Below are 18823 nucleotides of genomic sequence, written 5' to 3' on the forward strand. Positions count from 1 at the left end.
ACAAATTTTTTTATTTCAAAAAAGGGTATAAATGATATATAATTTCTTAAGTATTGCATATCTTATTATTTAGAAAAAGACAGGTGGTTTTAATGATAGTGAAAGCTTATATTGATGATTTTAACGAGATAATTGTTATTCTTTCTCAAATGGTTCACTCTGTAAAGAAGGAAGATTTTAAAATATTTTTAAATGAAGAAGAAATAGATATAGAAAGAATTGATAAAATAGTTCCTCATTCTGATAGTCCATATGAAGCAGAGATGAGAGGATATGAAATTTGCGAAGAAAAAGGGAAAATCAGGTTTGTTTTAAAGGAAGGATATTTTGACTATCACCGAAAACCACTAAGTAAACCAGTGTTTGTAATTGGCGAGATGAATAATTGGCAGATTTCACCAGAATGGGAAATGACATATTCAAAACTGCGTGGAAGATATGAGCTTATAAAAGATCTGAAAGAGATAAAAATTGGGCAAAAATTTAAATTTGCAGAGGGTGCAAGTCAAAAACTTTGGTATCCTCCGGGATTTGGCAACGATATCGTAATAAATGAGTACTTTGACAGAGAATCTGCTTTTACAAATATGATAAAAATAGTTACTTCAAAAAGACTTTTGCCAAATTTGAAATACAAAATTACTTATAAAACTGAGCATATATGGGCAAGACCAAGGGGAATTTTAACAGCACCAGAGTTTTTTTATCCTTATGAACTTGGTATGAAATATGAATCATATGGTACCTACTTTAAACTCTGGGCACCTTCGGCATATAAAGTTAAAATAAAAATATTTGATGAGAGTGAAAATTACAGGTTTGAAAAAGAAATGGCTCGAGAAGAAAACGGTGTATGGAATATTTATCTCACTGGTAACTTGAAAAACCATTATTATCTTTATGAGGTCTGGCATTACAACTATGATGATGACGAAGGGTTTGTTGTGTATGAAGTTCCTGATCCTTACTCAAGAGCTTCTTCCTCAAACTCTCAAAAATCTTTCATATTTGACCCGGCAGATATACAAATTGAAGGATGGCAGCAAGATACTTATATCAAGAACATAGAAAAACAACAAGATGCTATAATATATGAAATGCATGTAAGAGACTTTACGATTGATAAAACCTCAGGTGTGGAAGAGAGACTCAGAGGAAAGTTTTTGGGACTTTGTCAGCAAAGCTACTACAAAGAAAAGTTTTCAACGGGACTTTTACACCTTAAAGAACTTGGAATTACTCATATTCATCTTCTTCCTATTTCTGATTTTGGAAGTGTGGATGACAAAAATCCTGATAAAAAATATAACTGGGGATACGATCCTGTACTTTATCAGTGTCCTGAGTACTGGTATTCAACAAAAAGCGGAGGAATTGAAGCTTTAAAAGAGCTCAAAACTATGGTTAAAACTTTGCATGAAAACAACATTGGAGTTGTAATGGATGTTGTGTTTAATCACACGTACCATATAAAGGGTGGTAGATTTTCTATCTTTGATAAGATTGTTCCCGGATATTTTTACCGCATAGATGATTATGGCGAATATTCAAATGCAACAGGTTGTGGTAATGAAATTGCAACAGAAAAACCAATGGTTCGAAAATTTATACTTGATACAATAATATACTGGGCAGAAGAATTTCATATAGATGGTTTCAGGTTTGATCTCATGGGGCTTATTGATACTCAAACTATGAGAACAATTGCCAGAGAGGTTCGCAAGAGGAATCCAAAAGCTCTTATTTATGGTGAAGGTTGGGTGATGGGAGATAGTTTGTGTCTTGTGGAAGAAAGAGCAACAATTGAATCAAGTGCACATAAGGGATATTCCATTGGACTTTTCAATGATAGAATAAGAGATAGTATAAGAGGTGACCTTGACGGGTTCAGAACTGGCTATATGCATGGGAACCTTTCGGATGTTGAAAGATTAAAGCAGGGTATAAAAGCAGCTATTGATGATTTTGCCAAAGAACCTGACGAATGTGTTAACTATGTTTCCTGCCACGACAATTTAACTCTTTTTGATAAAGCCCAAAAAACTATGGTTGGTGAAGATATATTCTGGATTGACAGGGCGTGTCGACTGGCAAATGCAATTATTTTGACCTCTCAAGGTATAGCGTTTTTGCATGGTGGAGTTGAATTCAACAGAAGTAAAGGTGGGCATCCAAACACATATAACGCAGGAGATAGCATAAACAAGATTGACTGGAGTCTAAAAGAAAAGTTCTATGACACATTTAAGTTTTATTGTGACCTCATAAAGTTGCGAAAAGAACATTTAGCGTTCAGAATGCGCTCATCAGGTGAAATAAGAAAATATCTAAAATTCTTGCCAGCATCTGATGGCATTGTGGCGTTTTTGATTTCATATCCTTATGATGTGTGGAAAAAAATTATTGTTGCATATAATCCTTTTAAAGAAAAAAAGGTCATTGCGCTTCCTGATGGAATATGGAAAATAAAAGCGAATGATGGAGTTATATTTTCAGAAGAAAATGAACAGGAAGCGATAGGTAGTTTTGAAATTGCACCTAGCAGTCTTTTCATAGCATATCAGGAATGATATCTTTTTTGCTTTCCAAAAGAAAACTTAAGCCGCAGGTGTAAATAACAAACATAATAGAATGTGCCTGCGGCGATTTTTACTTAGGCTCTGGTGCTTTCTAAAATATTCTGTTTTGCCAGAAAAATTCTTACATTTTCTGATTCTAAGTTTAAAGCTTTATCATTATATTCAAGAAGGATAATGGTAAACTTAACTCCAAGTGAGGAGTAAAGGAGAATAGAATCTTCCATCTCCTTGTTCACAAATGAGGTAATTATAAAAAGCTCGCGGAAGTTGTAACTTCTTAAGACCTGATAAAGTAGAACTTCAAAGTATTCGTTTACCTGAATTTTAATGTGTGCAAGGGTTTCGAGAATTTTTAGAAGCTGATTTGAGTCTTGTGATGGAAGCAGAATTTCAAGCGGCTGCAGGGTTTCTTCATCTACACCATTGCAAACAAAACCAACTGGAATGTGAGCATCCAAGCATTCTTTTGCCAAGCTTGCTGCAATCTTTATTCCAAACTCAATAGCGTTTTTGTTGAAAACCTCTTTTCTTTCATACTCTGAACTCTGGACATTCAAAAGTATCAAAGCCTCACCTGATGAGGTGTATTCGTACTTGTTTACCATCAAAGTATTATACTTTGCAGTTGCGTTCCAGTTTATTCTATTGAAAGAATCAAAAGACTGATACTCTCTTATTCCTGCGAAGTGAAATATATCTTCATAATAATGTCTTTTTACCACAACCTCACCTGAGAGGCTTGAGCGGGGCAGAAGGTGTTTTTTCAGGTCCAAAAATGCTGGGTAAATGGTAATGTTGGAATTTACATAGTAGCACCTGTCATCTGTCGAAAGACCGAAAAGGTCTCCTGTCACAAGATAGATCTTGTCGAGCTTATAAAATCCTCTTTTTGTTGCAACAAATCTGTGCCGCCTTACTATTTGCTGGTAAGGCAGAAAAAAGAAAATGCTGATGTACCTTAGCTTATCTCCCACTACATAATTTTTTGCATTTTCCATGAAAAAGAATGCTGACACTTCAAATTCAGATTTTACCCATGGAAGCGGCAGGATCTTACCGTTGTAAATTCTTTCGATAATGTGGATTTCATCACCTTCAGATTTTTTGTTCTCTTCAAAGTGGATTTCATACTCTACACTTTTGAGTCCAAATTTTTTAGTTATAAAAAAGTTCAGAGCAAATAGCAAAGAACATATTATAAACAACCAGAAAGTTTCCATTCAAATAACCTCGCGCTTTTTTGAGTTTATTTCTATTATATCCCAACCATTTGAATATTAAAACTTAAAAATTTTTCAGAGAATTTGTTGGTGTTAATATCCCTTTTAAAAAACTGACCCGAGTGTAATTAATTTTTTGATTTTAGCCCCTTGACTTTTTACCGTGAAAGACAGTAAAATGAAGTTGGTAACTCAATCTGCCAGCAGGATTTTATCAAAATCTACGGCTTTGACAATCTCAAAAATTTATGATATAATCTATTTTGCTTGAAAATTCAAAGGAAAATGTGCCGAAGTGGTGGAACTGGCAGACGCGCTGGACTCAAAATCCAGTGGCCGCGAGGCCGTGCGGGTTCGACTCCCGCCTTCGGCACCATAATAGGTTTTGAGTATAGCCCCTTTTTTTAAACCTGTACAGGGTTCAAAGAAAAAAGGGGTTTTTTATTTTTGTTTTAAAAGATTAAAAATGGGTAAAAGAAAGTCAGGATGGTATTTGAAGATGGGAGAGCATCTTATGATAGTTAAGAATATATTAATTGCGGATGAAAATGAGTATGTAAGAAAAGCGATAAGAGAGAGGTTTGAAAATTCTTTTGATCCGATACATCATTATATGTTTTTTGAAGCTGTTGATGGTGAGGAAGCTTTAAATAAGATTGGTGAGAATAATATTCATATTGCCATAATAGATACAAATTTATCCAAAATAAATGGCTTTGAAGTTTTGAGAACTATTAAAAGAAGTCCTGTTAAAGCTCACATTCCAGTAATTTTGCTGAGTAGCAATATTCACCGTGCGACAAGATTGAAGGCATATGAACTTGGTGCTGTTGGAATCATACCAAAGCCGTTTTCAACTTTAGAGGTATTCAATATAGTTAAATCACTTTTGTACACCCAGGATGAATATTTACATATTCATGAGATTATGCATATTATTTCTTTTTTAGAACAAATGTCAAATAAGCATATTATTGTAGTTCCCAAGATTGTGGATGAGTTTTTGTCAGAATACTTTACTTCGTATAAATTTTTAGCTGTAAATGCTTCAACTGGAGAGCTGCTTTATAACAGAGATTTTGATGAAGACGAGATTAAAGAAATTTTGAGTTATTTAAAAAATGGGCAGAAAATAAATTCGAATGCCTTAACTATAAAGATTAACGTTAAAAATGAGATTTTTCATTTTATATTCAAGATTTTTAGTGACAATAAAAGATTTGTACTTTTAAAAAAAGTTTTAGATTTTTGGAGTGAATTAAATGATAGATAGTATAAACTTTGTAATCTTATGTGTTATATGTATTGTAATTCTTCTAATTGTTACTTCGGGAATTGTTTTTTTATACAAAATTATAAATAGTATTCGTCAGGGAAAAATGAGACAGGTTTTTGAAAATTACAGTAAAATTGTTTATGATGTAATAACAGGAAAGAGAAGTATTATCTCTGCTGAAAATTTTTATCTTCTGAGTGATGTTATAAATACAAATTATCCATGGATAGATGGGGAAGAAAAGAAAAATCTTTATGTAGCCCTGAAAAATTCGGATTTTTTTGACTTTGCGATAGATAAAATTCAAAAAGGTAATAGAGCTCAAAAATTAAGATTTGCAAAGGTTTTAAGTGTGGTGGGTGGAGAAGATGAACTGAAAATGCTTTTAAATATGAGTATTAAGGCACCTTATCTTATAGATATAACTGCTGAAGCTATTTTCAAAAATATAGATAAGATACAGGATTTAAATATATTTAAACCTTTCTTAAAAACAGTCTTTTTGGAAATGGATAAATACCCCTATGCAATTAGAAGAAGAATAGAGTTTTTTGCAGTTTACGGTGGAGAAAAAATAAAAGATATTCTTTTCTATGTTATAAAAGAAAATCCATCAGACAAGGTATTAATATCATGTTTAAATATATTTTCAGAGATTGCAACATTGGAAGATTTAAAGAACATTGATTTTCTTATAAACCATTCATCACCAGAAGTTAGAGCTGCTTTCTGCAAAGCTACAGAAAAAGTGGGATGTATAAACTGTGCTGAAAAACTTGAAACACTAATAAACAACGAAAAGGTGAATTTTGTAAAACTGCGGGCTTTAAGAGCTTTAAGCAATGTATACCCTAAAAGTTCCTTGAAATATCTGCTTTCTGCCCTTGAAGATGATTGGTTTTATATGAGAGATTTTGCGAAAAATATGCTTTCAGAATTCGGACCTGTTGTGTTGAAAGAACTTTTAACATTTTACTTTTCAACAAATGATAAATTTGCAAAGGATAAGATAAGAGAAGTGTTTTATAGTCCTGTCAATTTTGAGTATATTATAAAAAGTTTTTTGAATTATAGAACTGATTATGAGAAAAATTTAGCTTTGGAAATAATAAAAATACTGGAGTCGTCTAATCCACAATGTTTTTATCAAAGACTTAAAGAAGAGGGATATGATTATCTTATAACAATAAAAAGAGGTAGTGAATAGTAAGATGAAACAGATTATGTTGTGGTTTTCATGGTTTGTATCGTATTATGTCTTGGTTTTAAATACCATTTATGCAGTTTTGATTTTAATATCTCTTTTTGGCATTGTAAGTTACTGGAGAAACAAAATAAAAGGAAGGATTGTTGAGATTGTTTCATCTGATTTTGCACCACCTGTATCACTGCTTGTTCCAGCATATAACGAAGAAGAAACAATAGCAAAATCTGTAAAGTCATTTCTACAAATAGACTATCCAGAGTATGAAGTAGTTGTGATTAATGATGGTTCAAAAGATGGGACCATGGATGTATTAAAAAGTGAATTTGAACTTTACATTGTAGATAGAAAATTTAGGAAGGTTCTTCCTACAAAAGATATAAAGGCTATATATTATTCTAAAAAATATTCAAATTTGATTGTAGTTGATAAAGAAAACGGGGGTAAGGCTGATGCCCTCAATGCGGGTATAAATGTATGTACATATCCATATGTTTGTTCGCTTGACGCTGACTCGATTTTAGAAAGAGATTCAATAGCAAAGGTTATGCAACCGTTCTTTGATAACCCAGATGAAGTTGTTGTAACAACAGGTATTGTTAGAATAGTAAATGGATGTAAATTAGATACGTTTGGTAACATTCAGGAACTACATCTTCCAAAGTCGGCTATAGCAAAGTTTCAAATAATAGAATATCTAAGAGCTTTTTTAGGCGCAAGAAAAGGACTTTCTATGATAGGGAGTCTTGTCATTGCTTCAGGTGCATTTGCAGCATTTAACAAAAATGCTATTGTAAAAGTTGGGGGATTTTCTCATAAGACTGTTGGAGAAGATATGGAAGTTGTCGTAAAACTCAGAAAAAATTCATACAAAGAAGGTGGGCATGGCAAAGTTGAGTTTGTGCCAGACCCTATTGTTTGGACACAATGTCCAGAGAGTATACAAGACCTGTCAAAACAACGCAGAAGATGGCAAAGATGTCTTTGCCAGGTACTTTTTATGCACAAAGACCTTTTGTTCAACCCTCGATATAGGATGTTAGGGCTCTTTGCTATGCCGTATCAATTTATATTTGAGCTATTAGGTCCATTTGTGGAGATTATGGGATATATCTTTATACCTTTTGCATATTTTACACATATAATTAATTTAGAAGTTGCGTTGTTTTTCTTTGTAGTGGAAATATTATATGGTATTGTTATTTCTATTTTAGCAGTTCTGCTTGGAGAGTTTTCTGAGAAAAAATACGAAGAGTGGAGAGAGTTTGGCTTGCTTGTGTTATTTGCTATATTAGAAAATTTTGGTTACAGACAAATGACAGTATTATTTAGAATTATCGGTACATTTGAAGCTATACTAAACAAAAAGGGATGGGCAAAGCCTGAGAGAAAAAAACTGTAATGTTTTGTGTTAGTAATGGCAGATAAGAGGGTATAAACTATTTAAAAAGATTAATTAATTACAGGGGGGGTAATAAGAAAATGCCACAAATAGAATGGCTTGATCAGTACTCTGTTGGAGTTGAGTCTATAGACAACCAGCACAAAGAGCTTTTTGAGAGAGTAAACAGGCTTTTGAATGCTTGTGCTCAGGGTGAAGGTAAGAAAGTTTTGCCAGAAGTTTTAGACTTTTTAGGTGATTATGTTGTTTTTCATTTTTCAACTGAAGAAAAGTACATGAAAGAGTATTTGTATCCAGATTATTTAACTCATAAGAAAGAACACGACAGCTTTGTTGAAACCTACAAAAAGTTTCGAGAGGAGATAGAGAAAGAAGGAGCAGGAGTTGCTGCAGTTATAAAGACAAACAAACTTATTGTTGACTGGCTTAAAAATCATATCCTTGGAACAGATAGAAAACTTGGGGTTTTTTTAAAAGAAAGAAAAATACAAACGGAGTAATTTAGTAGATTATAAAAATTGCAAAAAGCTGTCCACCACAAGGGTAGACAGCTTTTTGTTTATATGCTAACAAGCTTTTTCTGCATTTTTCTTTTAATTGAAATATTGTCTTCTTTTCTATTTCTCAAACTTTCAATTGGGTGTGGAGCCATCTCCCACTTGTAATCTTCATCTTTTACCGTGTTGTGCTTATCAATTACCACATGACTTGCAACCAAATTTATATAATGATTTACTTTGTTCTGAAACCAGAAGAATGTGTGGTTTTCTGGCAAGTCATTTACGTTTCTCAGGTTTTCTTTGTCGGCTGTGATTTCAACCATCTGGGAAAGAACTTTGCGGACATATTCGCTTGTGTCATGGAACATTAAAAGATTTGGGAACTGTCAAAAAGGAATGACCTCGCACCAAGATTTGTTTTCATGTTTTTGTAATAGCCCAGCTGCTTTGTAAAGATGTGCAATTTCTGCATCAAGATGTATCTCCCAGATGGATTTTATATTTGAGTCAACCTCAGATTCATAGAATGAATAATACAGATAGCATTCGGTGTATTCATGCAAAAGAAGATTTTCAAACCATGTGAATCTCGGGTCAATCAATGAACTATAACTTTATGAGATTATTATTTTCTTGCTATAAAAAATGGTGTAGAATATTAAGACGTAAAAAAATAAAAAAGTAGCAGGAGGAAAAAAATGGGGTAAAAAAATCAAAAGAGTATGTTGTGAAAATTGACACGCTCAATCACCAGGCACAGGGCATTGCAAGAATTGGTGGATTTGTGGTGTTTGTTGACAATGTTCTTGTGGATGAGGTTGTAAAGATCAAAATAGAAGAAGTAAAAAAAGAATATGCCAGAGCAAAATTGATAAAAATTTTAGAAAAAAGTCCCCATAGAAAACAGCCAGAATGTCCTTATTATTACTTATGTGGTGGATGTCATTTGATGCATGCAAAATATCAGTATCAATTGAGTCTTAAAAAGCTTCTTGTTGAGGATGCTTTTAGACGAATAGGGAAACTAAACCCCAGGATAAATGATGTAATTGGAATGGAAAAGCCTTTTAGATACAGAAACAAAACTGCACTTCCAGTAGGTGAAGATTATAAAAATCCTCAAATAGGATTTTATAAAAAGATGACACATGACATTGTTGATATAGATTACTGTCTTATTCAGCATGAGGTTTGCGATGACGTAATAAAAGGTATGAAAGATCTGATCCGAAAGTACAATATTGAGGTGTATAGCGAAAAAAAGCATCAGGGAGTTTTGAGACACATTGTTGTTAGAAACTCATTTGCATTTAATGAGATGATGCTCATTCTTGTTTGTACAAAAGTACCTGAGGATTTGGAGAATATTAAAAAAGATATTTTAAACAAGTTTCCAAACATTAAATCACTTTATGTAAACTTGAATCCTAAAAGGACAAATGTAATATTGGGTGAGGAAGATATATTGATCTGGGGAAGTAACACAATAAAAGATAAGATAGGGAATTTAATATTTGAGATTTCTCCAAAATCATTTTTTCAGGTAAATTCTATTCAAACAGAGCTACTTTACAATCAGGTAGTGAAATATCTAAGGAATATTGATGCAGAAGTTGTGTTTGATGTATACTCTGGAATAGGTACCATTTCGATGTTTGTCGCTCCTTTTTGTAAAAAAGTATACTCCATAGAGATTGTTGAAGATGCAGTTGAAGATGCAAAAAAGAGCAGCAAAAACAATGGTATATCAAATATTGAGTTTATATGTGCAAATGCTGAGATTGAAATTCCAAAGCTTATGGAAAAAGGAATTATACCTCAGGTTGTGATACTTGACCCTCCTCGAAGTGGATGTGAAAAAGCTCTCTTAGAAAGCTTGATAAAGCAGAAGATTCCAAACATAATTTATGTATCTTGCAATCCATCAACACTTGCAAGGGATAGCAGTATTCTTTGTTCAAATGGTTATGAAATTGTGGAAGTTCAGCCTGTTGATATGTTTCCACAGACATTTCATGTAGAGTGCGTGGTGTTGATGTCAAGGGTGGATAAATAGAACAAAGAAGAATAATTGCAAGGAGGGCACAACAGTTGAAAATAACAAGACAAAAAGGTATAATTTTGATTAGGTGGTATTGAATGTTGCTGAGTATGCAAAAACTTAAAGAGATATATAGCATTAGCCGAAGGCTATTTCCTAAACTGGGAAAAGGAAGGGGTTAATAATACCTCTCAAGCTACCTAAGGGAAGGAGAAGGTACAAAAAAGAAGACATAAAAAACTACTTGGCATGACAGAAGAAAAACCAAAACCAACCGTTGTTTTGTATGCAAGAGTCTCCACTAAAAAGCAAGAAGAGTACCTTAAAAACCAGCTCAGAAGACTTGAGGAATACGCAGAGTCTCAAGGTTGGCAGTATGAGGTTATATCTGAAATAGCCAGCAAAGTAGAATAAAAACAGGAGAGGGCTATTAAAACTTTTGAACAAAATCAAAAGAGGAGAAGTTGTAAAAGTTGTAATAGAGTATCCTGACAGACTTGCAAGGTTTGGATTTGAATATCTTAAGTTTTTCATGGAGAGTTTTGGGGTAGAACTTGTAGTGTTAAACGGTAGAGAAAACGAAGAAGAAATAAAAGAAGAACTAGCAGAGGATTTAATAGCGGCAGTAAAATCTTTTGCAGCAAGGATTTATTGGCAAAGAGGTGCTAATAAAAGACATGATAACAGTTCAGACCAAGCTAATTTTTGAGGGCAGTGAAGATAAGCAGAAGGTATTAGACCTTATGAGAAGATGGTCCTCTTGTATGAGGTATGCATATAAGAGGCTTCTGGAAGGGCATAAAAGGAATGAACTCAAAAAGCAGCTGCAGGGGATTTTCAATCTTAATTCTCGATACGTTGATGATGCGATAATGAAAGCAAAAAGCATTTTGACCTCATGCAAAGAAAGAGGAGAAAATCCCAAGAAGGTTGTTTTTGGTGGCAGGCAGCTTTTTGAAAAACTCCAGAAGAGGCACATAAACGGTAAAGCGTACAAGAAACTTCAACTTAAGTGGCAGGAGAAGAGGAAAGGGAATCTGTACTCAAGAGGAGACAGGAGCAAGAAGGGGAATCTCAACACAAGGATTGAGATAGATGAAGATTGTACAAGACTTAGAATCAACGTAGGAGAAAGGGAGTACGTATATGCGAGAATACAGCCCGGATGGAAGATAAAAGATGGGAGGTATATTGATAGGAATCAACTTCTTGAGGCGATAAGTATTTGTGGACAGCCATATTCTGTCCAGCTGAAACTTAAAAGTGGTGTAGTATATGCCTACTTTGCTATTGAAGAAGTTTTTCCTCAGCCTGCGATAACGAGAGCGAATGGAGTTATAGGGATAGACACGAACGCATATCCGAGGCACGTGGCATGGGTAGAAACAGATGAGCATGGACAGCTTCTGGGATATGGCAGAATACCAATGCCAGAACTTGAGAGCGGGAGTTTTGAGAAAAAGGAGTATTACAGGTGGCAGTATGCACACATGATAGTACAGATGGCGAAAGAGAAGCAAAAAGCCATAGTGATTGAGAGCCTTAGCATAAAAGACAGGGGAAGAAGAGAAGATTTTTCAGGTAGAAGATCAAGACGAATAAGGCATTACTTTGGGTACAGATCACTTCTGGAGAAGGTAAAACTTTTAGCAAAGCGAGAAGGGATAGAGGTTATAGAAGTAAACCCTGCATATACTTCGGTAATAGGGATGCTGAAGTATGCACCGCAGTTTATGGTGAGCAAGGATGTTGCTAGCTCGTACGTGATAGCTCGAAGAGGGCTTGGCTTGAGAGACAGAATACCGCACAACTATATGATGTTTCTCGGTAGACTTGATGTAAACGAACTGGAGGAACTGAAGGAGTACGTAAGGAAGGTAGTTAAGAACACATACGTTAGGAAAAAGCAACTCAGAGAGATAGGTAGAGTGATAAAGTTTTTACAAAGCCTTGAGAGTGAGACAGAGAGACTATCTGTACCACTGGATGGAACAAGTACAGGTAGTCGTGGCAAAAACCACAATCTCTGGCAAGTTCTCAGGGTAGCGGTGGTGACTCCACTCTCTCCTGAGAGGGTTTTAAGAGACCTCTCTGTCCTGAAATCGCTTTTGGTTTCGGGGCAAGTGGGGAAGACCTATAAAGGCGCAAGTTCCTGTTTCTTGGGACAGGGGCTATGGCTTTCCCAAATACCGCCTGCTGGGGCTGGGAAAGCCTGAAAGGCGGAATATAAATACCCCAGCCGCCAAACTCGTGCTAGTGTGCACAGTTTGGTTGACCAGGTAAATCAAACTTATGAGTAATAATTCGAAAAACCAATTTACATCGGCGACAATTTTGATAATCATATTTGGTATTATCAGTATGTTAGGTGATGTAATTTATGAAACTGCAAGGAGTGCCAACAGCCAGTATTTAAATTTATTGGGCGTTAGTGCAGCTCAAGTCGGACTGGTATTTGGTATTGGAGAGTTCTTAGGGTATTTTCTGAGGCTTGTTGCAGGAAGCTTGTCTGATAAGAGCGGTAAACACTGGATTTTTATGTTCCTGGGCTATGGTATGCTACTGGTTGTACCTCTGATGGGATTTTCTATGAACTGGAAAATTCTCTTTGTGCTGATTTTAATGGAACGAATAGGAAAAGCATTGCGCAGTCCAGCAAAGGATACTATTCTTTCTTGTGTTGCAGAAAAAGAAGCTGGTGTTGGATTTGCCTTCGGTCTTCAGGAAGCTCTGGATCAAATAGGAGCTTTTATTGGTCCTCTTATTTTGACTATGTTTTTTCATTTTTCAGGGAAGAATGGAATTACCCAGTATCAGTTGGGATATAAATCATTATTTATTCCGTTTGTGATCCTAATGTTATTTTTGATATATGCATATGGAAAGATTAAACGAGAAAATCTTATTCCTGCAGGTATAAAAAAGGATTTTCATACAGAGCGCCTTAAACCGATTTTTTGGATCTATACAGCTTTTACATTTTTCTGTACATTGGGATTTGTCAATTTTAGTACAATAGGTTACCACCTGAAAGCTAAAAACTTGATGTCAGATGAAAGTATAACCTTGCTTTATTCAATAGCTATGGTTGTTGATGCTGTTACAGCGCTGCTTATCGGAAAGGCTTATGATCGACTGAAAGTTAAAACAGAAAATAAAACCGGTGGTCTTTTAGTTTTGATGGCAATTCCGTTTCTGACATTGTTGTTACCATTTTTGACATTGAGCAATTCGGCAGTGCTTATTGTTATTGGGATGATTATTTTTGGCATAGTTATGGGAACACATGAAACTGTTATGCGCTCTGCCATTGCCGATATTACACCATTTTATAAACGTGGTACCGGGTATGGAATATTTAATACCAGTTATGGTTTAGCTTTGCTTGGCGGAGCAGCATTGATGGGTCTGTTTTATGATATGAATATGATAAAGATTATAATTGCTATCACTTGTATTACTGAATTGATTGCTATTATCCTATATTTCAAAATGAACAATATGGTAAGAAACAGCAATCAAGTATAGTTTTAATTCGGTTACAAAAAATGGATTGATATATTTCTTCAGACAAGTGACTTCTAAAATGGTTTGCAAAAAATTAATTCTGTAATCTTTAAGCCATGCATAATGTGGGACTTTGTTTAAAAAAGTATGCAATTGAAGGTGGAAATTTATTGATGAAAAAAAATATAAAGGGAAAAGTAAAATTATTAAAAAAGCAAATTCCGGCTATTTTTTTAGCAATGAAAAGAAGAGATACGCCTCTTTTAGCTAAGATATTTGCTTTGATTACTATTGCATATGCTTTGTCGCCAATCGACTTTGTACCAGATTTTATACCTATTTTGGGTTATCTTGATGACATAATAATACTTCCACTTTTGGTTACAATAACAATAAAACTTATACCAGATTTTATTTTAAATGAATGCCAGAAAGAGGCAGAAAATCTTTGGCAAGAAGGTAAACCAAAGAAATGGTATTATGGTATTCCCATTATTATTTTTTGGAGCTTAATTATAGGAGTAATTATTTACAAAATTGTTGAAGGTATTAGTTAAAAAATGGAGGAATTTAAATTGAAAATATCTATTGGCTATCTGTTATCTCCTATTGGGCTTATAAAAATTGTTGGACAAGACAATAGCATAGTATCAGTAAAGTTTGTTTCGCATAAAGATGAGGATGAGTTAATAAGCCCTGTTATAAAGGAAGCTATTTTGCAGCTTAAAGAGTATTTTGAAGGGAAGAGAACCTCTTTTGAGCTAAAACTTCAGCTGCAAGGAACAGAGTTTCAAAAAAGAGTTTGGAATGAACTTATAAAGATTCCTTTTGGCTGTGTGATTTCATATAAAGAGCTTGCAAAAAGAGTTGGAAAAACACAGGGGGCAAGATGTGTTGGAAATGCTGTTGGCAAAAATCCAGCTGTGATAGTTGTTCCGTGCCACAGAGTTGTAAAATCGGATTTAGCCTTGGGCGGTTTTAGCGGTGGGCTTGAAAAAAAGATTTGGCTACTTTCATATGAGGGATGGAAAATAGAAAACGGGCTTTTGATAAAGTGATTTTTCAAAAGCCCGCTTCTATTTGTATTTACGAGTTTTCCTTTATATATTTCTGATAAAAATAAAAGCTGTCTTTTTTAATTCTCTTTTGAGTTTCATAATCCACATATATAATTCCAAACCTTTTTGTGTAACCCATTGCCCATTCAAAGTTGTCTATCAAAGACCACACAAAATATCCTCGCAAGTCAACTCCATTTTCAATTGCCTTTCTTGCTATTTCAAAGTGCTGTTTTAAATATTCCACCCTCTTTTGATCATGAACCCTTCCATCCTCAACTTTATCGTTATAAGCTGCACCGTTTTCTGTTATATAAATTGGGATTTGTGGATAACTTTCCTTGATCCAAGTCAAAAGGTCAAAAAGTCCTTGTGGGAACACTTCCCAGCCCATCTCGGTATATTCTCCTTCAGGATGTTCCCATCTTATTGGAAATATCCAACCAGAATTTTCATCGTAAAGCCTGACAGAACGTGTATAGTAGTTAATACCAAGAAAATCAGGGAAAATGAAGTTTTCTCTTACTTGCTGCTGCATATTGTTGGCTTTTTGGCTATCCAACAAATTCTTTTGAACAAGGTAATCTAACAGCTTTTGTGGATAACTTCCTTTTAATACAGGGTCTAAAAAAAGTTTATTGTCAAGCTGGCTGCTGAGTTTTACCATTTCTCTTTCTATTTCGCTTACCTTATATCCAAGTCGCTCTGTCTGAAGGTAAACTGGAGTTAAATTTAATGTAATTCCAATTTCAACATCAATATTGTTTTCCTTTACAGCTTTTACAACCTTAAAATGAGAAAGCATAATGTTGTGCACAACATCCATTGCAACTTTAAAGTCCTTTATTCCTGGTGCGTGAACTCCATGCCAATGGCCCAAAAAGGCAATACAATAAGGTTCATTAAATGTTATCCATTTTTTCACTTTGTCTTTATAACGGTTTATAAGAAGCATTGTATATTCAAAATAATAGTTTACAATTTCTTTGTTTGCCCAGCCGCCAATGTCTTGTAGCTTTTGAGGAAGGTCCCAGTGGTAAATGGTGATAACCGGTTCAATATTGTTTTCAACAAGCTTGTTGATTAGCTTGTCATAAAACTCAAGACCTTTCTGATTCACAGTACCAAAACCATCTGGGAAAATTCTTGCCCATGCAATAGAAAATCTGTAGGCTTTAATTCCAAGTTCTTTCATAAGAGAGACATCTTCTTCATACCTGTGGTAATGGTCACAGGCAACATCACCGTTATGACCATATAGAATATTTCCTTTTTGATGTGTGAACCTGTCCCAAATAGATTCACCTTTTCCATCTTCGTTCCATGCACCTTCAATTTGATACGATGCAGTTGTAGCACCCCACAGAAATCCTTTTGGAAAACTCATTTTGTAATAGACCTCCTTAAAGTTAGTGTCATTTTATTTTGAAATCAATTACATTGTATATTAAATTATATTGCCACATAAGATTTGAGTTTGCAAATAAAAATTTTAAATGATTATAGCGAAATTTTTAATTGTTTTTTATAATTTACAAATAATCATATACAATTACATACAATTTTGTAAAAATAAAATAAAAAAAGAGATACACCATATTTTGACACAAGGTGTATCTCTTTTTATACTTTTTATTCAAATTTATAATCCCATTATTACTTCAATTACATTTTCTTCATCAAGAAGAGCTTCTGAAATTAGATTGCTTTTGATTTCTTTACCATTTATAATCACCTTTTTTACACCTTTTGAAACATGTTCTGGATTTAACACTTTTATTAAAAGCTTTTTACCTCTGAAAATTCTTTTAACTTCAAAACCATCCCAGCTTGATGGTATGCAAGGATCAATTATTATTCCATTATAATGCGGACGAATTCCCAAAATGTACTGTGTTGCAGCGGTAAATGCCCATGTTGCAGTACCTGTTAACCAGGGATTTCTTGCACGACCAAAGTAATAAGGATGCTCCTTCCCTGTAATAAACTGGGAATATACATATGGTTCTGCCGTATAAATTTCAGCTATTTCATTTTTATTTGCGGGTAAGAAAGACATATAATATTCAAATGCATATTCTCCACGCCCTAATAGAGCTTCAGCAATTATTACCCATGTATTAGCATGGCAAAATATTGCGGCATTTTCTTTTAAACCCGGAGGGAATGATGTTATTGCACCGACTTCAATAATGTAATCTACGTACGCAGGCCAGTTTTTAACACAGCCGTGTTCTGTAGCAAGATATTTCTTGACACTGTCCATTGCAGTTTTACCTTTTTCGTCTAAAAAAGCACCTGAAAATACAGCCCATGATTGAGAGTTAAGAAAGATTTTACTTTGTTCACTCTCTTTTGAACCAAGCTTTTTGCCGCTTGCAAGATATCCACGTACAAACCATTCACCATCCCATGTGAACTCTTCAAGAGCTCTTTTTATTTCGTCACGGTATTTTTTGTATTTTTCTACATCATCAGTTTTTCCGATGTATTCGGCTAAATCTATGAATTCAGATAAAGCTTTATAATAAAGCTGTGTTGACCATGTACTTTCGCCGCCATCTTTAAGATTTATACAATCATTCCAGTCAGCTGCAAGTCCTAATAACAATCCATGCTTACCTCTATTGTTCCACGAAAATTCAAGAGCTTGCTTTAAATGATCATATACAGAAGCACTGCCACTGTCAGCATATTCAACAATTTCATCCAAAATAGAAAAGTCACCAGTTTCTTTTATATAAGCGGGTACAGCAATCAAAAGCCATAAATGGTCATCTGAATAAATTCGTTCACGTGGTGGAATGTTATGTTTACCTTGGGACATTGTAAGAGGCTGAAAATGGTGCATTGCATATCCTTCAGATAACTGAGCTTTTAAAAGTTCTATAAGTCTCCTTCTAACTTCCTGAGGTATAGAATGAACAACACCTAATATATCTTGCGAAGAATCTCTAAAACCTAATCCGTCTCTTCCACCAGCTTCTATAAATGAAGCAGACCTCGACCAGTTAAATGTTGTATGGCATTGGTATTGGTTCCATATATTTAACATCAGATTCATTTTTTCATCTTGTGTATTGCATTCAAATTTATTAAGTCTTTCTTTCCAGTATTCTTGAACTTTTTTGAACTCTTTTTCAACACTGTCAATAGAAGCAAATATTTTCTTGTATTCTCTGCCTTCTTTATATGCATTTCCTATTCCCAATAAAAATACTAAATATTCTTCTTGACCTGGCTGAAGTTCAATTTTTACCTGTGTTGCAGCACATGGATTACCACCAATAGCAATTGAACCAAAACATTTGCCGTTTTTAATCGCTTCTGGATTAGATTCACTGTTATATGGACCAATGAAAACATCTCTGTCAGTATCAAAACTTTCAATCTTTTTGTTTGCACAAGTGAAGAATGCCTTAGGTTCATATGGGCTCCAAAGTTTTATAGAGTAATCTATTATTTCATCTTCTTTGTTGTATCCCATTCTGCATGTGTAGAGAATATACTGAAAATCCATCATATCAAGCATTGAATTCCATAAGCAAAACTCTGTGTATGTGAAAACTGAAAATTCTTTTTTTTCATTTGAGTCATTTTTAATTTTCACTTCCCATATTTCTAACGGTTTATCAACAGGGACAAATATTTTTAATGAGGAAATTATGCTATTGTATTTGCTTTCAAATATCGTATATCCGAGACCATGGCGACATATACTTAAGAATTTGTCTAAGGGTTTCCCAACTGGTTGCCAGCTTATTGACCAAAAGTCGTTAGTTTTTTCATCTTTCAAATAAACATATCTACCAGGCCTATCCATAGGTATACTATTAAATCTAAATCGAGTAACTCTTCCAAGTTTTGGAGATTTATAAAACGAATAACCTGAAGCATTATTTGAAATTATAAGGCAATAGTCACTTGTACCAAGATAATTAACCCAGGATGTTGGTGTTTTGGGATTTGTTATTACATATTCTCTTTTTTGTTCATCAAAATATCCAAAGTTCATAAACAAGCCTCCTTTGTAACT

At 34.3% G+C, this 18823-nt stretch carries 15 protein-coding genes, 1 tRNA gene and 1 pseudogene; 12 read left to right on the forward strand and 5 right to left on the reverse strand.

Annotation, left to right across the window (positions count from 1 at the left end; all coding sequences use genetic code 11):
* Positions 1–92: 92 nt before the first annotated feature.
* Entirely contained in the window at positions 93–2570 is a 2478-nt protein-coding gene (gene pulA / locus COB47_RS01955) for a type I pullulanase (protein WP_013289741.1), read from the forward strand.
* 83 nt (positions 2571–2653) lie between these two features.
* Here pulA and COB47_RS01960 read toward each other — a convergent pair whose 3' ends face one another.
* A complete protein-coding gene (locus COB47_RS01960) occupies positions 2654–3799 on the reverse strand; it encodes a DUF58 domain-containing protein (protein ID WP_013289742.1) in 1146 nt (381 codons plus the stop codon).
* 289 nt (positions 3800–4088) lie between these two features.
* On the opposite strand from COB47_RS01960, the gene COB47_RS01965 reads away from it, so the two are divergent.
* The 5 genes from COB47_RS01965 to COB47_RS01985 all read left to right on the forward strand — a co-directional run bounded on the left by COB47_RS01965 (position 4089) and on the right by COB47_RS01985 (position 8181).
* A tRNA-Leu gene (locus COB47_RS01965) sits at positions 4089–4175 on the forward strand.
* Between the two features lie 138 nt (positions 4176–4313).
* Positions 4314–5072, forward strand: coding sequence for a response regulator (locus COB47_RS01970; protein ID WP_013289743.1), 759 nt, complete (start codon positions 4314–4316; stop codon positions 5070–5072).
* On the forward strand, positions 5062–6282 hold the full coding sequence (locus tag COB47_RS01975; protein ID WP_013289744.1) for a HEAT repeat domain-containing protein: 1221 nt from the start codon (positions 5062–5064) through the stop codon (positions 6280–6282). Before COB47_RS01970 ends, COB47_RS01975 begins: the two co-directional genes overlap by 11 nt.
* 4 nt (positions 6283–6286) lie before the next feature.
* On the forward strand, positions 6287–7681 hold the full coding sequence (locus COB47_RS01980; protein ID WP_013289745.1) for a glycosyltransferase family 2 protein: 1395 nt from the start codon (positions 6287–6289) through the stop codon (positions 7679–7681).
* A gap of 80 nt (positions 7682–7761) precedes the next feature.
* A complete protein-coding gene (locus tag COB47_RS01985) occupies positions 7762–8181 on the forward strand; it encodes a bacteriohemerythrin (RefSeq protein WP_013289746.1) in 420 nt (139 codons plus the stop codon).
* Positions 8182–8240: 59 nt separating this feature from the next.
* Here the strand turns inward: COB47_RS01985 and COB47_RS12465 are convergent, their stop codons facing one another.
* Together COB47_RS12465 and COB47_RS12470 are read right to left on the reverse strand one after the other, a co-directional pair.
* Positions 8241–8549 carry a hypothetical protein gene (locus COB47_RS12465; protein ID WP_237698969.1) on the reverse strand — a complete coding sequence of 103 codons (309 nt, stop codon included), beginning with the start codon at positions 8547–8549 and terminating at the stop codon, positions 8241–8243.
* 18 nt (positions 8550–8567) lie between these two features.
* Complete coding sequence (locus COB47_RS12470; RefSeq protein WP_237698971.1) at positions 8568–8783, reverse strand: hypothetical protein; 216 nt, start codon at positions 8781–8783, stop codon at positions 8568–8570.
* 125 nt (positions 8784–8908) lie between these two features.
* Between COB47_RS12470 and rlmD the strand changes: the two genes are divergently transcribed.
* From rlmD to COB47_RS02020, 6 genes and pseudogenes are all read left to right on the forward strand, one after another.
* Entirely contained in the window at positions 8909–10237 is a 1329-nt protein-coding gene (gene rlmD / locus COB47_RS01995) for a 23S rRNA (uracil(1939)-C(5))-methyltransferase RlmD (protein WP_013289747.1), read from the forward strand.
* 83 nt (positions 10238–10320) lie between these two features.
* Positions 10321–10931, forward strand: a pseudogene (locus tag COB47_RS02000) (IS607 family transposase).
* Positions 10900–12438 (forward strand): IS200/IS605 family accessory protein TnpB-related protein, encoded by a 1539-nt coding sequence (locus COB47_RS02005; RefSeq protein WP_013289748.1) that lies wholly within the window; start codon positions 10900–10902, stop codon positions 12436–12438. The pseudogene COB47_RS02000 and the gene COB47_RS02005 overlap by 32 nt, the downstream one beginning before the upstream one ends.
* A gap of 76 nt (positions 12439–12514) precedes the next feature.
* Positions 12515–13750, forward strand: a complete 1236-nt coding sequence (locus COB47_RS02010) for an MFS transporter (protein ID WP_013289749.1) — start codon at positions 12515–12517, stop codon at positions 13748–13750.
* Between the two features lie 152 nt (positions 13751–13902).
* Positions 13903–14286, forward strand: a complete 384-nt coding sequence (locus COB47_RS02015) for a YkvA family protein (protein ID WP_013289750.1) — start codon at positions 13903–13905, stop codon at positions 14284–14286.
* A gap of 18 nt (positions 14287–14304) precedes the next feature.
* Positions 14305–14787, forward strand: a complete 483-nt coding sequence (locus COB47_RS02020; RefSeq protein ID WP_013289751.1) for a methylated-DNA--[protein]-cysteine S-methyltransferase — start codon at positions 14305–14307, stop codon at positions 14785–14787.
* 28 nt (positions 14788–14815) lie between these two features.
* On the opposite strand, the gene COB47_RS02025 is transcribed toward COB47_RS02020, so the two are convergent.
* Both COB47_RS02025 and COB47_RS02030 read right to left on the reverse strand, forming a co-directional pair.
* Positions 14816–16174, reverse strand: a complete 1359-nt coding sequence (locus COB47_RS02025) for a GH1 family beta-glucosidase (RefSeq protein WP_013289752.1) — start codon at positions 16172–16174, stop codon at positions 14816–14818.
* A gap of 255 nt (positions 16175–16429) precedes the next feature.
* Positions 16430–18802 (reverse strand): GH36-type glycosyl hydrolase domain-containing protein, encoded by a 2373-nt coding sequence (locus COB47_RS02030; RefSeq protein WP_013289753.1) that lies wholly within the window; start codon positions 18800–18802, stop codon positions 16430–16432.
* Positions 18803–18823 lie beyond the last annotated feature (21 nt).

Source organism: Caldicellulosiruptor obsidiansis OB47, assembly GCF_000145215.1.
GTDB classification, from domain to species: domain Bacteria; phylum Bacillota; class Thermoanaerobacteria; order Caldicellulosiruptorales; family Caldicellulosiruptoraceae; genus Caldicellulosiruptor; species Caldicellulosiruptor obsidiansis.